Origin of the sequence: Congregibacter sp. (genome assembly GCF_047617445.1) — a bacterium.
Taxonomy (GTDB): domain Bacteria; phylum Pseudomonadota; class Gammaproteobacteria; order Pseudomonadales; family Halieaceae; genus Congregibacter.
In genome coordinates this window covers 21,633-35,458 of sequence record NZ_JBLGBE010000017.1, presented here as the reverse complement: position 1 = coordinate 35,458, position 13,826 = coordinate 21,633, and the positions used below count along the sequence as shown (strand labels likewise).

The 13,826-nt window shown below is 56.1% G+C and carries 12 protein-coding genes; 8 read left to right on the top strand and 4 right to left on the bottom strand.

What is annotated here, in order from left to right:
• Positions 1-6: 6 nt before the first annotated feature.
• From soxX to soxB, 6 genes are read left to right on the top strand one after another with little or no spacing between them, the layout of a single operon-like run.
• On the top strand, positions 7-366 hold the full coding sequence (soxX, locus tag ACI9KD_RS06195) for a sulfur oxidation c-type cytochrome SoxX (RefSeq protein WP_414980289.1): 360 nt from the start codon (positions 7-9) through the stop codon (positions 364-366).
• Between the two features lie 17 nt (positions 367-383).
• Positions 384-836: a thiosulfate oxidation carrier protein SoxY gene (gene soxY, locus ACI9KD_RS06190; protein ID WP_414980288.1), complete on the top strand. Its 453-nt coding sequence runs from the start codon at positions 384-386 to the stop codon at positions 834-836.
• A 25-nt stretch (positions 837-861) separates the two neighbouring features.
• Positions 862-1,173, top strand: a complete 312-nt coding sequence (gene soxZ, locus ACI9KD_RS06185; protein WP_414980287.1) for a thiosulfate oxidation carrier complex protein SoxZ — start codon at positions 862-864, stop codon at positions 1,171-1,173.
• 18 nt (positions 1,174-1,191) lie between these two features.
• Positions 1,192-2,028 carry a sulfur oxidation c-type cytochrome SoxA gene (gene soxA / locus ACI9KD_RS06180; protein WP_414980286.1) on the top strand — a complete coding sequence of 279 codons (837 nt, stop codon included), beginning with the start codon at positions 1,192-1,194 and terminating at the stop codon, positions 2,026-2,028.
• A 13-nt stretch (positions 2,029-2,041) separates the two neighbouring features.
• The gene (locus ACI9KD_RS06175) at positions 2,042-2,341 is read left to right on the top strand and encodes a hypothetical protein (RefSeq protein ID WP_414980285.1); all 300 of its coding nucleotides are present in this window, start codon (positions 2,042-2,044) and stop codon (positions 2,339-2,341) included.
• Positions 2,342-2,398: 57 nt separating this feature from the next.
• A complete protein-coding gene (gene soxB, locus ACI9KD_RS06170; RefSeq protein WP_414980284.1) occupies positions 2,399-4,162 on the top strand; it encodes a thiosulfohydrolase SoxB in 1,764 nt (587 codons plus the stop codon).
• 25 nt (positions 4,163-4,187) lie between these two features.
• Here the strand turns inward: soxB and ACI9KD_RS06165 are convergent, their stop codons facing one another.
• Both ACI9KD_RS06165 and ACI9KD_RS06160 read right to left on the bottom strand, forming a co-directional pair.
• Positions 4,188-4,700, bottom strand: coding sequence for a hypothetical protein (locus ACI9KD_RS06165; protein ID WP_414980283.1), 513 nt, complete (start codon positions 4,698-4,700; stop codon positions 4,188-4,190).
• 9 nt (positions 4,701-4,709) lie between these two features.
• On the bottom strand, positions 4,710-5,645 hold the full coding sequence (locus ACI9KD_RS06160) for an alpha/beta fold hydrolase (protein ID WP_414980282.1): 936 nt from the start codon (positions 5,643-5,645) through the stop codon (positions 4,710-4,712).
• Between the two features lie 110 nt (positions 5,646-5,755).
• Here ACI9KD_RS06160 and ACI9KD_RS06155 point away from each other — a divergent pair, with 110 nt between their 5' ends.
• Positions 5,756-6,313, top strand: a complete 558-nt coding sequence (locus tag ACI9KD_RS06155; RefSeq protein ID WP_414980281.1) for a DsrE family protein — start codon at positions 5,756-5,758, stop codon at positions 6,311-6,313.
• Between the two features lie 34 nt (positions 6,314-6,347).
• On the opposite strand, the gene ACI9KD_RS06150 is transcribed toward ACI9KD_RS06155, so the two are convergent.
• On the bottom strand, positions 6,348-7,400 hold the full coding sequence (locus ACI9KD_RS06150; RefSeq protein WP_414980280.1) for a hypothetical protein: 1,053 nt from the start codon (positions 7,398-7,400) through the stop codon (positions 6,348-6,350).
• 266 nt (positions 7,401-7,666) lie between these two features.
• Between ACI9KD_RS06150 and ACI9KD_RS06145 the strand changes: the two genes are divergently transcribed.
• The gene (locus tag ACI9KD_RS06145; protein ID WP_414980279.1) at positions 7,667-13,339 is read left to right on the top strand and encodes an SdrD B-like domain-containing protein; all 5,673 of its coding nucleotides are present in this window, start codon (positions 7,667-7,669) and stop codon (positions 13,337-13,339) included.
• On the opposite strand, the gene ACI9KD_RS06140 is transcribed toward ACI9KD_RS06145, so the two are convergent.
• The gene (locus ACI9KD_RS06140; RefSeq protein ID WP_414980278.1) at positions 13,336-13,758 is read right to left on the bottom strand and encodes an acyl-CoA thioesterase; all 423 of its coding nucleotides are present in this window, start codon (positions 13,756-13,758) and stop codon (positions 13,336-13,338) included. The genes ACI9KD_RS06145 and ACI9KD_RS06140 overlap by 4 nt on opposite strands.
• Positions 13,759-13,826: the final 68 nt, after the last annotated feature.

Here is a 13,826-nt window from a genome sequence, read left to right as displayed (position 1 = left end):
CGGTCCATGAGTGCCGAGCGATTACGTCCGATGCGATACCTGCCGATGCTGGCTTTGGCTATGACTGCAGCCGCTACGCAGGCCGCTGAGTCGCCGTCTATTGTCGAGGGGCGAGAGATCGCCGCTGATCGAAATCGCGGTAACTGTTATTCCTGTCACATGGCCGACGGCGCCGAGATGACCGGGAATGGTGGGCCGCCGCTGATACAGATGCAGCTACGCTTCCCGGATCGCGAGGTGCTAAAAGCACAGATCGCCGATCCGCGTGTTCGAAATCCCAACACCGTGATGCCCCCCTATGGCGCGCACGGCATTCTTACCGCTCGCGAGCTGGAGCTCGTGGTCGATTACATCCATTCACTATAAGTAAACAGGAGCATCCCATGCCGGGAACACTGACACGACGTCGCTTCGGCCAGGCACTGCTGGTTTTTGCGGCCCTCGCGACCATCCCGTTGCGCGTATTTGCCCGCAATGACAAAGCCTTTGCGGCGGTTAATACAGACGAGGCCATCAAAGCCTTGTTTGGCGACAAGCCTATGACCGTAGACGACAGCTTTGAGTTCAAGGTGCCGAACATCGCTGAAGACGGATCCATCGTTCCAGTGACGGTGAGTACTGAGATGGAGGGAGTGAAGTCCATCTCACTGCTGGTGGATGCGAATCCTAATCCGCTTTCAGCGCGGTTTCACTTTATGCCAGGCGCTGTTGCCGAATTTAAAACGCGGATCAAAATGGGCGAGAGCTCCGACGTGCGCGCGGTTATAGAAACTGCCGATGCACTCTATGTATCCACCAAGAACGTCAAGGTGACCCTTGGCGGTTGCGGCGGTTGAACGAGCACCCGACGGAGAATCGATCATGGACGTAAAACCAATCAAAATTCGTGGGCGCCTCACAGGCGATACAGCTGCGGTTAAGTGCCTCATGCCGCATCCCATGGAGACCGGCGTACGCAAAGATCTTGATGACAAAAAAATTCCCGCGCATTACATCGAGACAGTGACCTGCACGCAAAACGGCGAAGTCTTTATCACCGCCGACTGGGGCGCTTCGGTGTCCAAAGACCCTTATTTTGGATTTGTTGTGGGTAATGCCAAGGAAGGCGACGTTATTGAGGTTAGCTGGAAGGATAATCTTGGAAATAGTTCCTCCGGCGAGCTCACCCTGTAAAAAACGAGGACGCTATCTATGCTGCGCACGCTGAGTCATAGGATTTACCCGGCACTGATTTTTGCGATCAGTGCCGCGGCCATCGCCGGTCCCGAAGAGGATCGCAACGCGCTTCGGGCTTTTTATGAACAACGATTCCCGGGGATTGAGCTGGATGCACATGTCGATGGCGCTTACGCCCTCGATGCGGACAAGCGAGCGCAGTGGCTGGAGATGGAAGATTTCCCACCTTACGAGATAGCCATTGATGATGGTGCTGATAGCTACGATGAGCCGTTGGCAGACGGGAGCAGCTACGCGGAATGTTTCGGTGATGACGCCCCCGTTGTTAAGCATCACTATCCCAGGTTTGATCCGGCGAGCGGAAAAGTCGAGACTCTGGAGCAGCGAATCAATAGCTGCCGGGAAGCTGCTGGTGATGAGCCCTGGGATTATCTCGGACCCCAGATGAGCGCTCTCATGGCGTTTATTGCCTATGAGTCCCGGGGCGAGCGCTTTGCCATCGAGGTGCCTGAGGATCCTCGGGCGCAGGCGGCCTACGAAGATGGGAAAGAGTTTTTCTATACGCGCAGAGGGCAGCTCAATTTCGCCTGCAGCGGTTGCCACGTAAGCATGGCGGGTAACGCCCTACGCGCTGAGCGATTGAGCGCGGCGCTGGGTCATGCCACGCATTGGCCGGTGTATCGCCTGAAGTGGAAAGAGGTGGGTCCCTTGCACAAGCGATTTATCGAATGTAATTCCCAGGTGCGAGCGATACCTCTGGAGGCTCAAAGTGAGTCCTACAGAAACCTGGAATATTTCCTGACCTACATGAGTAACGGAATGGCCCTGAATGGCCCTGCATCGCGCAAATAGCGAAGAGGTTTCGATGAAAAAAACGATAACGAAGAGTCTCTTACTGTCGCTTTCACTGAGCGCCGCGGCAGTCTTTGCCGATCCCGTCGATACCCTGGAGCGCGCAACAGCCCTGCATCAGGAGGCCCTGGCGCAGGAGCACGGATGGTCGGTGACGGAGCCTCTAATAGAAGAAGCCAGAGCAGCCCTGGCGGCCGGTGACACCGAGGGTGCTCAGGCACTGGCAGACCGCGCGCTGCTCACTGCAGAGCAGGCGCTCAAACAGGCGCAGACTGAAAAGGGTGCCTGGCAGGCGCGTGTGGTTGGTGAGTGAGCAGGTAAATAAATCGGGCACCGAGCTCCTGGTCCCAGACCTTGTGAGGAATCGGCCGTGAATCGACGAGAATTTGTCCAACTACTGTTGCAAGGCGCGGCTGTTGCCGGCACCGGTGCTTACGCCGGGAGCATTCAGGCAAGCGCTCGGGCCCTCTATGATCTTGAGGCCTTTGGCAGCGCCCGCATACTGCATATGACCGATTGTCATGCGCAGCTACAACCCATTTATTTCCGCGAGCCCAACGTCAACATCGGATTGGGTGAGGCTCTGGGACGCTGGCCCCATGTTGTGGGACACAATCTACTGAAAGAGCTTGGCAATATTTCTGCGCGGGATGCGCATGCCTTCACCTACCTCGATTTTGTGCAGGCTGCCGAGAAATTCGGTCGCGTGGGTGGTTTTGCTCACCTTAAGACATTGGTCGACCGGTTGCGCGGTGAAGTGCCCGACGGCAGCAGCCTTTTGCTCGATGGTGGTGACACCTGGCAGGGCTCGGGCACGGCGCTGTGGACCCGGGGTCGGGACATGGTCGAGGCGACGAATCTTCTGGGTGTCGACATCATGACCGGGCACTGGGAGTTCACCTATCACGAAGAAGAAATTCTCGAGAACATCAAGGCCTTTAATGGTGAGTTTCTCGCCCATAACACCTATGCCACCGAGGATGCCTTGTTTGATGGCGTTCCTATGTATGACGAGGACACCGGTCATGTGTTCAAGCCTTACACCATGCGCGAGCTCAAGGCGCATCGGGTCGCGGTGATTGGTCAGGCTTTTCCTTACACACCCATCGCTAATCCCAAGCGCTTTATTCCCAACTGGACCTTCGGCATTCGCGATGCGGAGCTGAGCCAGCTGGTAGACACGATTCGCGCCGAGGAAAAGCCTGACGCCGTGATCTTGCTGTCGCACAACGGCATTGATGTGGACTTGAAGCTTGCGAGTCGCGTGTCGGGTATCGACTTTATTCTGGGTGGGCACACCCATGATGGCATGCCCCGGCCTATCGAAGTGGAGAACAGTGGCGGTAAGACCGTGGTTACCAATGCGGGGAGCAACGGAAAATTTGTTGCGGTGCTGGATCTGGATTTTGGGGCCAGCGGCGTGAGTGATTATCGATATCGGTTGTTGCCGGTGTTTTCTGATTTGCTTGCGCCTAATACTGCTATGCAGGCACATATTGATGCGGTGCGAGCGCCTTATCGAGAGGTGCTGGACGAAGAGCTGGCAGTCGCAGACTCATTGCTCTATCGCCGTGGCAATTTCAATGGCAGCTTTGATCAGTTGATCGTTGATGCCATGAGGCAGGAGCTGGATACGCAGATAGCGCTATCACCGGGCTTCCGCTGGGGCACCACCGTGATGCCTGGCGAAGCGATCACCATGGATCGTCTGCTCGACCAGACCTGCATGACCTATCCCGAGACCTATGTTCGCCAGATGAGTGGTGCAGAACTGCGTACGATTCTGGAGAGCGTGGCTGACAATCTCTTTAACACCGACCCCTATTACCAGCAGGGCGGCGATATGGTGCGTACCGGGGGCTTTAACTATCGGCTCAACCCCCTGGCGGCGATGGGGTCTCGGGTGTCCGATATGACCCTGGCCAACGGTAAGCGCATGCAGGACAACGCGTCTTACAAGGTCGCGGGCTGGGCCACGGTGGGCTCTCAGTCTACCGGTGAGCCGGTGTGGGAGGTTGTGGCGCGGCATCTGCGATCGCAAAAAACGGTGCGTATAGAACGCCTGGAGTCACCCACCCTGATGAACGTGAGCTCTAATCCCGGGCTTGCTGATTACCGCGGCAAGCTGTCTTGAGCCCTCGCCCCGCGGGGCTCGCTAATCACCAGGTCAGTGTGGCCGCAATAATTTGTTCCAGTAGCTGGTGCACGGCGGCGTAATCAGCCTGCTCCAGTTCCGGGGCTCGTATGCTTAAAAGCACATTGTCCGGATCGGCACTGAGCGAATAGATCGAGATACTGTAGGGGCAGAGCGTGATGTTGTGCGGGTTGTTCAGCGTAAGCTCGTAGGTTAGCTCAGAGCTGCAAAACAGTAGTGATTCGGCGTTGTCATAAACTTGGGTGCTTGCTCCCGTGGCGTTAGCGGTGCGTCGCAACATGCTCGCCAGGTGCGCGGTGTAAGAGATGACCAGTCCCTCATCTTCGATCGCCTGCACAAGATCATCTCGAACATTGTGGTAAAGCCCGGGGGTGCTGTAGACCCAGGATGAGCCAACGACTTGGGGTTTTGGCAGGGTTTGCGTCCAGGCATGACCGCTTATTGAGAGTAGGGCCAGTAGCGCCAGCGCGAGCCGAGGCCACCTTGGTTGCCAAGCTGACTTGCCGAAAAGAATCATGGGCACCCCCTAGGGCTGTGGCTGCTTACTGCTGTGCATGAAGTCTACCGTGATCTCTACCAGCTCATCGGCGTAAAGATCGCGAAAAAAATGATCGGCCCCGTCGATTTCTTCCAGAACAACGTTCGGTGCACCCTCGGCCATAGCGGCGGGGAGTCCGGCAGCGACAGTGTCTTCGCTACCAGCAATGACAAGGATGGGCTGCAAGAGCCCCCCAAGCAACGTGGGGGTGTCTCGCCGTGGGTCGTCTTCGTAGTAGGACAGGAAGCTGCTCGCCGTGGCACGAGTGTCCTGGCAATACAGGAGACCCAGTGGTCCGGGAAGGAGTGCATCGCCATTGCCGCTGGCGACCTGTTGTCTGGCTTGAGCAACAAGCTTGGCAAGAGACTGTCCATGGCGATCCGCATAGGCGTCCCGGGCCTTTTGTGAGGACCATTGCGGCGGTGCAATAAGTACTGAGCGAGCTACTAGCGGATCAGCGGTTTCAAGCACATAGCGGGCGATTTGATTTGCGCCCCGGGAATGCCCGACAACAGTGAACTTGCGCACGCCCTGAGTGGCAAGCCAGGCAGACCAGCGGGCTAGTTCAATACTGGCGTCGCTTTCACGATGCCGGTGAGGACTGTCGCAGGGCAGCGCCTGTGTGCGGTTATCGATACCCAGGCTCAAGTTTATGGCCAGGGTGCTTACTCCCTCGTCGCCCAACAGTGACTCCAGCGACTGAATGATCTCGGTGTCGCGATGCGACAAGGTCCCGTGAAGGATCATTGCTACATCGCCTTGGGGCCAGGCGCTGCTGCGCGCAAGACGACCGGAAAGTGAAGGCTGACGATCATTAAGCTGGATCATCTCTGCCCTGAGTTCTGCGCTTCCCAAGCAGAATAGGATCAAGGCCAGGGACCGCAGGATGGCGGAAAGGCAGGTGCTGGTTTTCAACAGAAACATCGCAGATACTCCTTAATGAACATAATTGTACGTACTAGATGGCGGCCCTTACCAGTCGCCGAAGCGTCGATACAGACATTTGATAGAGTCGATTGAATCAGGAGTTTTTCATGCGGTATTCCCTAAGACATGTAGCTGCGGTGACAGCCTTTGCGGCGGCAACGTTGACGCTCAATACGGCCTGGGCAGCGGAACCCGAGATAGGGCCTGTGATTCCAAGTTTTGGTCCTGTGATGGCGCCCCCTCCCGGCTCTTACAATCTCGACCCGGACGTGCATTACAAGGTCTCCATGGACATGAACACGACGCCGGATTTTCCTGATGAGCAGAATCGACACCTTGTGTCCGCGGCACGTTTCCTGAATATGCATGCGCAAAATGGCATACCGACGGACAACATCGAGTTTGCGCTGATTGTTCATGGCAAGGCGGCCAAGGATCTTTTGACCGATGAGGCGTATCAGGCCCGGTATAACGAACCCAACCCGAACTCCCAATTACTCAAAGAGCTGAACGCGGCGAATGTGCCTATTTATCTTTGCAGTCAGACGGCGGCTTTTCGGGGTATGGCGACCGAGGAGTTTAGTTCTACCGTGACTATGTCGATGTCAGCTATGACAGCCCACGTGCGTCTGCAAAAAGAAGGCTACACGCTGATTCCGTTCTAAACGGATAGCGGAAGTCAGGGAAGATCCTGCAGAGCTAAGGTAAGCGAAACCGCAGGTCGTCCACTACGAACTGCCAGTAGTGTTCGGTTTCGAACTGCAGGCGGGTGATGTCCTGATAGTCGGCCTGAAAATAGGTCGGCGTCAGGTGGCTAAGTGTCAGCTTGTCCTGTGCAACGAGCTCGTCCCCACGCCAGGCTTTGATATGTAGCGTCTCTCCTTCGGCGTTGTGCCAGGCGACCGAAAAGTACCCACCCACAAAATCAAAGTAGCTGCCCGGTGCCAACGCGCGAATAGTGACCGGGTGGCCTGAGCTGTTGTAGGCCACCATTGAACCGCTCATTAGACCATTCACATACCCCGGGCCTTTGTAGAACTGGTTGTTCACGGCCAGAAGGTAGTCCCAGTCCAGCCCGGCGTAGCCCGACGCGATTTTCTCGATGGGCGAGCGATCAATATCGTCAAAGCCCACGGTGACGGTGCTTGGCTCTGTGTCGCGTACTTTGAGCGGAGCTACGGCTTTGCCTGACACAATCGGGGCATAGCCGCGTTCGATATCTCCGCTTGCGCCAGACGCTGGGGCAAGGCCGACAACGGCCGGGGGCTTGTTCGCTCCCAGTCCGGCTATCGCGCCGCGAATCGCACGAAAACTCGAGGCCTGGATCGCGTTCTCAGTGGTGACATCCCAGCCAGGGGGAGCCAGCAGTTCGAACTGGTAGTCCTGTTCGGTTTGGGTAATGTCTGCGTCTTCACCCTCGTGCTGCATGCTGAAGTTGGCAAAGCCATTGATATTTGAGCGCTCGACACGCGTGCTGCCATCAGGGCGCGTTAGCCTCACGGCAATGCGATTGAGGGGCTTGTCTGCGGTGTCATAGACCCCATTGCGATTACGGTCGCTAAAGGCGAAAACAGAGATATTGAGTTTTGAAGGCGAGGATCGGCGCCAGTCTCTGGGTGCATACAGTCCCGCGTTGGCGTGAGCATCGCTAGGGCTTAGCAGCTGACGCAATTGCGGACTTAAGGCAAATGCTGTGAGCAGTGAGCCTGTGACAAACGCAAGGGCGATGCCAGTGACCAGAGTTCGATTCATATCTGCGCCGTAGGAACAAAAAAACAAAGGCTAGCATGGCTCGTGATGGACAGTGGACGCTCGCGTAAAGACACTGAAATCCGCAAATTCGTATTTTTGTTACAAAATTCTGAGAAGTTTGTTCAAAAAACGAGCAAAACCGCGACTTCGGTCACACTAAAACCTAAAGTTTTTCGAGGAAAGTCCGATAACACGCTGTAATAAATGAATTTTTTATTTAAACTGTGGCGTGTGCGGTATCTAAGAATAAGGGTCCTCAGATTAGAATGTTGAATGATAACAATGTTGCTTCTATAAGCCGCCGCCGAAGCCTGTTGCCCCGATCAGCGCTACGTCTTGTGCTGGCTACTGCGTTTCTTGGCGCCGGCGCCTTAGCGTCGCCCGTTGTATCGGCCCAGGTAAACAATTTTTTTACTGTCGCAGTCACTACAAGTCCAGATTTACTTCCCAATAGTGGAACGGTGCTTCCAGGGGAGCAAACGAGTTTGCGGATTACGCTGCAAAATGAGGACCCGGTCAACGCGATAATCAATGCGCGGTACACCGGCTCTCTTCCGAGCACTGCGTCGCGAGAATTGGTTATCGACGGCAGCCGGGCAGCGACTAGTACCTGCGGCGGTACATTGTTGGTCACGCCCGGATTGACTGACGTGGAGTTTTCAGGCGTCGACGTGCCGGCACAGGCCGGCTCAGCGCCCGGCTTGTGTTTCGTCGACTTACCAGTAATAGCGCGTTCCCTTGACGGGCTTACGGGAACCTTGGCTTATACCGTTAACGGCGCGGACGTGCTCTTCGATACCGGGCAGGCAGCTGGAATCGGCGAGCAGTCGATCACGTTGCTCTCGGCGAGTGTTCCATCGGTCGCAAAATCTTTTCCTGGCGGTAGCGCTGCTACGCTCGGTGGCGACGGCGTACGTCTACGCATACGCATTAACAATACCGGCGCTTCGGCAGTTAATCTGACTAACGTCAGTCTGGAGGATGTGTTTCCGCAAAGCGGCAGTGCCGGCGCAATCATCGCTCCGGATTTTAGCAATGTGACCACGACTTGCTCCGGATCACCGATGGTAGGGCCTCTCGGTGTCGGGGTTGGTGTTGCAGTGAGTGGTGTTGATGTCGCGGCAGGCACCAGCTGTGACATCGAGGTAGATGTGAACGGCCTGCATACAGATGGGGCATTTGAAATCACGGCGCAAAACAGAATTGAGCCAAGCTCCTTCACCAGTGATCAGGGTCTTCGTCCGAGCTCAGCAGCCACTCGCAATGTCACCGTGCGCTCGCCCCTGGCGATCAGTAAGGCCTTTGCAAACCCTGTCGTTGCCAGCGGCCAGTCCGACAGCTTCATGATCACCTTCACGAATGCTGGCTCTACTCCCATAACGATTAACTCCTTAACTGATAATCCGCTCGCCAATGGGCAGGCGGGTAGTCTGCAGGTGTTGGATGGACTCCCCAGCAGTATCAGTACGAGCTGCTCTGGCACAGCTACAGTAACGGTTCTGGATGCTGGCGATGGATTTCAGCTCGACGACTTTGTGATTCCGGCGCGCGCTGGGAGCACAAACGGAAGCTGCTCTATTACGGTCCAATACTCTGGAGCCGTGACGGATATCGAGACTCCTGAGGGCTACACCAATCTGATACGCGGCAATACGGATTCTGATCTCGCCTTTCGGGATGTTGATATTGCTAACGCTGGAGTGTTTGTAGATGACACTTCGGCAACAGTTATCATCGCTGATCGTTTGCGGGTGTTGAAAAGCCGAAGTTTTGATCCGCCGTCTTCAAACAATGCCGCTCCCGGAGAGCCGGTGCGATACCGGGTCACAGTGCAAAACTTCTCTGACGCCATACTGAACGACCTGACATTGAATGACACACTCACCAATGCTTCAACGCTGCTCCGGGGCGGATCCTTTGAGCCCGTGTCTTTTGATCCCAGTGACCCGGCAAATTCCGCGGTTTGTAACGCGCTTACCGTAGCAGTCACCGCTCTTCCCAACGTAGACCCGGTAGTGAACTTTGGTTTTCAGGGCTTACCCGGACGGGCGAGCCCTTCTAGTCCTGGTCAGTGTGCGATTGAGTTCTGGGTGATGATTGACCCTGATGCGACCAGCGCCACGACTAATAGCGTGGTTGCTGGCGGGGCTTGTTTTAATTCGGGCGCCATTTGCAACGGCGGCTCATCTAACACTGTGTCGACGTCGTTGCGGACACCCATAGAGTTTGAAAAAACCTTTGACGGTCTCGACAGCGTCACCAAGCCAGAGGGCGTTGCAGCCCGGCTCCGCTTGGAGGTGCGAAACTTCGCTACCTCATCATTGTCCGGTGTGGCCCTTAGCGACGACTTGCCCAGTGTTGTGGGTAATGCTTTTGCGCAATTGCGCATCGCGAGCCCGGCAAACATTAGTAACAGCTGTGGTGGATCTATCGTTGCGCTTTCAGGGACCACATCACTTGAATTGGATAACGGTGTGGTTCCCGCCTTTGATGGCTCTGCAGGAGTCTGTGCCATTGAGGTGGATGTCGTCGGTCCTGCCGGTGTGTATAGCAATACCGGGCGCGTCACCGGAGGACAGCGAACCAACGCTGACGGATCCACCACATTGATTTCTCCGGTTGGGAGCTTCATCACTGACGACGCTGACATTACCTATGAAAGTGTGTTGGTCGCAGACAAAAGTTTCAGTCCTGATCGGGCGGGTTCCGGGGGCAAATCTACCGTGTCGGTTGTCTTGGAGAACCGCAGCACAAACCAGCCGCTCACGGGAATATCCGTTACGGACCCTCTGCCTGCAGGCATGGTTGTGGCTAGCCCAGCCAATGCTTACACCACTTGTGCGGGATCGCTCTCAATTAGTGCTTCCTCTGGTGCTGGCTCAGTAACACTTACTGATGCGGTGTTACCGGCGCAGGCAAATTGTGCCCTGGTGTTTGATGTGTCTGTGACCGGCAGCGCCGATTGGACCAACGTAATCCCGGCCGGCAACATTGTCGCTGATAAGGGTATTCTCAATACGGCGCCGATCACTGATACGCTTATTTTTGAAGCGCCTGCCGAGCCCTCCATTTCCAAACAAATCAATCCTGGCGCCATTGTGCCGGGGCAATCTGCAACACTGACCATTAATATCACTAACGGCGCACAGTCTTTAAGTGGCGTGACCGTCGTTGACTGGTTTACCGAAGATGGCCTGTCGACGGGTGTCGATAATGGCATGCGGGTAGCGCCCGATCCCCGAGCAAGCACGAATTGCACGTCTGGCATTGTTACAGCAGTGCCCGGGGGCTCCAGCGTGAGACTCTCGGATGCCGCATTAGCCGGGGGGCAAGCCTGTGAAGTACGTGTGCAGATCACGTCCTTGTCTGTGGGAACTATCATTAACCGAATTCCCTTTAATGCGATTGAGTCTGATCAAGGCGCGACCAATTCAAGCACCAGTGCCAGTAGTAGCCTTACCACCAGCCGAAGCGTAGGCGTCAGCAAGCTGTTCACGCCCTCGGTAGTCTCACCCAGCGAGGTCTCGCGTCTGCGTATTGAAATTCTCAATGGTGATGAGCAGGCATTGACTGATGTGAGCTTGACTGACGTTTACCCTGCAGGACTCGTCAATGCGCCAGATCCTAATCCCATCAGTAACTGCGGGGGTGCCCCGGTACTTACCCTGCCTACCGCCAGCAGTATCACTTTAACTAATGGCGCCCTGGCGGCGGCAGTGGGGAACGCCGCGTCCAGCTGCTTTATTGAGGTGAACGTTAGCGCCGCAACTGAGGGCTCTTATCTCAATGAGATTCCTGCAGATACCCTTACGATTCGCGGTGTGCCAGTGTCACATCCCCCGACTTCAACGACATTGCAGGTGCGCGAGCGCATCATCGTTAACAAAGCTATCGACTCCTTAACGCTTGATGTAACCGTGCCAAGCGGGTTTTCTTCGGGGACTGCGACAAGGCTACCGGGTGTGGTGGCCCCGCTAACTATTCGTCTGGAAAACCCCAACACTCTTGATCTCACCGAGGTCCAGTTCACCGATAATCTGCCTGACGGTTTAACGCTCGCTGCCACTCCCAATTTAGCCACTACCTGTACCGATGCTGTGGTGACCGGGGCGGGGAATGGACGGGCGTTGACGCTCACCGGGGCCACGTTAGCTGCAGCAGGGAGTCCGGGTGCAATCTGTACGGTCACAGCCGATGTATTTAGTAACGTACCCGGCGTGTATACCAACGAAATCCCCGCCGGTGACGTAACGAGTTTTGAAGGTGTAGATAACGATCCGCCTACCCAGGCGCAGATCGTTGTCAGTGAGCCGCCTACGGTTAGCAAAGATTTTGATCCGCCCGTTATTCCACCCAATGGCACCTCTACATTGAGGATTACCTTGGGCAATGACAACGATATAGCGGGCACCTTGACTGATGCTCTGGTAGATATGTTTCCCACATTGCCGGGCGCTATGGTGGTAGCCGCGACACCTAACGACGACATAGGTAGCTGTGCAGGAACGTTTACTGCCAATGCTGGCGAAGGTTTTGTGACTCTGGCAAGTGGTGCGACGATTCCTCCGGGTGGTTGTGTACTGTCTGTTGATGTCACCGCTGCTGAGCCCGGGGACTACCTCAACAACATTCCCGTAGGTGCCCTGCAGAGCAACTTAGGGCCCAACTACACGCCAACAGAAGCGCCCTTGAAGTTGAGCACGCTCGGATTTATCTCCGGAAAGGTCTTCCTTGATCCGCAGACTGTGCCTGACGGCCTGTTCATTGCGGGTGACTCAACGCCAATTGCCGGGAATACGATTGAGCTTCGCAATGGCGCCAGCTGCTCCGGCGCATTGCTCGAATCCACGAGCACCGACGCACAGGGTAATTACCTCTTTGATGAGTTGCCGGCTGGGACTTACTCTGTCTGCCAGACTACTCAGCCGCCCAGCACGCTTAACAGCATCACGACCGAGGGCACGATCACGCCCTTTGGTGCGAGTACGGGAACGCCCGGCAGTGCCTCTAATCCCTCAACGACTACAAGCCAGATCACCGGCATTGTGTTGGGCGATAACGCCGGCACCGCCACAGAAGTGAGTGGCTCACCGGACAACAATTTCTCAGAGATCGTGCCCGCGACGATTAGCGGAAACGTTTACTTTGATCGCAACGATGACGGCGTCTTGGATGCAGGCGAACCGAGTATCGGTGGTGTTGAGATACGCCTTACGGGTCCCGTCACGGTAACGACAACCACCGCCGCAGATGGCAGCTGGAGCTTCAGCGGCTTGCCGCCGGGTGACTACACGGTGACCGAGGTGCAGCCCGGTGGCTGGGCAGATGGGCAGGATACTCGCGGTACGGTGGGTGGATTGCCCGAGGGTGACGACGCCTTGAGTGACGTTATTTCGCTGATCACGCTGGGTCCGGGAGACGCTGGTGTTGAGTACAACTTTGGCGAGATAGCGCCGGGCGTATTGGCCTTAAGCTTGAATGCGGTGTGTATAAACGACGTGCCCTATGTGGACTACAGCATAGTCGGATTCGCAGGTGAATCTTCCCCAAGTGTCACTGTTCGTTGGGTAACGCTTGGTGCCAGTACCCGGGTTGCTGAACAGCTCACTAACCAGCCGGGCTCAGGTCGACTCCTTTGGCCAGGCGCCAGTGTTGACACAAGTGGCAATGGAACCGGCTGGCCGGGCTGGGCCTTCACCAATGGTCAATGGGTTCAGGTTGCGGACGACCGTATACCGGCCATGACCCTCGAAGTGGAGTTCAACCCCACTGGGAGCGGCACTGTGACTTACCCGCCGGCTACACCCGCCTGTGCAGCACAGCCCCGGGGCACCTTTAAGATCCAAAGTGTACCTACGAATCCCCGCTGGCTTTTGATACTGATGGCTATGATGCTTGTGGTGGCTGCGTCACCACGATTGGCGGGGGTGCGTGCTTAGTCTGATTCGCTGAGCGAGGTGCTTAGCATCGCGCGCAGAAAATCGGGAACCGGTGTGGGCTTGCGGGTGTTTCTGTCCACAAATACCTGAGCGAAACTGCCTTTGGCCAGGGCGACGCTGTCGCTGACTCGCGTCATCGAAAATCCCACTGTCGCGCTGGTGTTGCCGATACGCTCGTACGCCACCTCTACGCTGACATCATCTCCACAGAGGCATTCGCGGAGGTAGTCGCAGCTGGCGTTGGCGGTAAACACGTAGCACGGCAGACTGTCCGGATTGCTCCAGTCAAAACCCAGTTCCTTCATGAAGTTGCCCGTCACTTCGTCGGCGAATACCAGATAGTTGGCAAAAAACATGTGCCCCTGGGCATCGGTGTCTCGAAAGCGAACGCGGAGTGTTTCCTGATAGGACCTGTCCATAGTGTGTTGGTTTCCAAGCTGTTTAAGAATTAGCTGCTGCGGACGCGAATGGTAGTCTTAATCTGCGA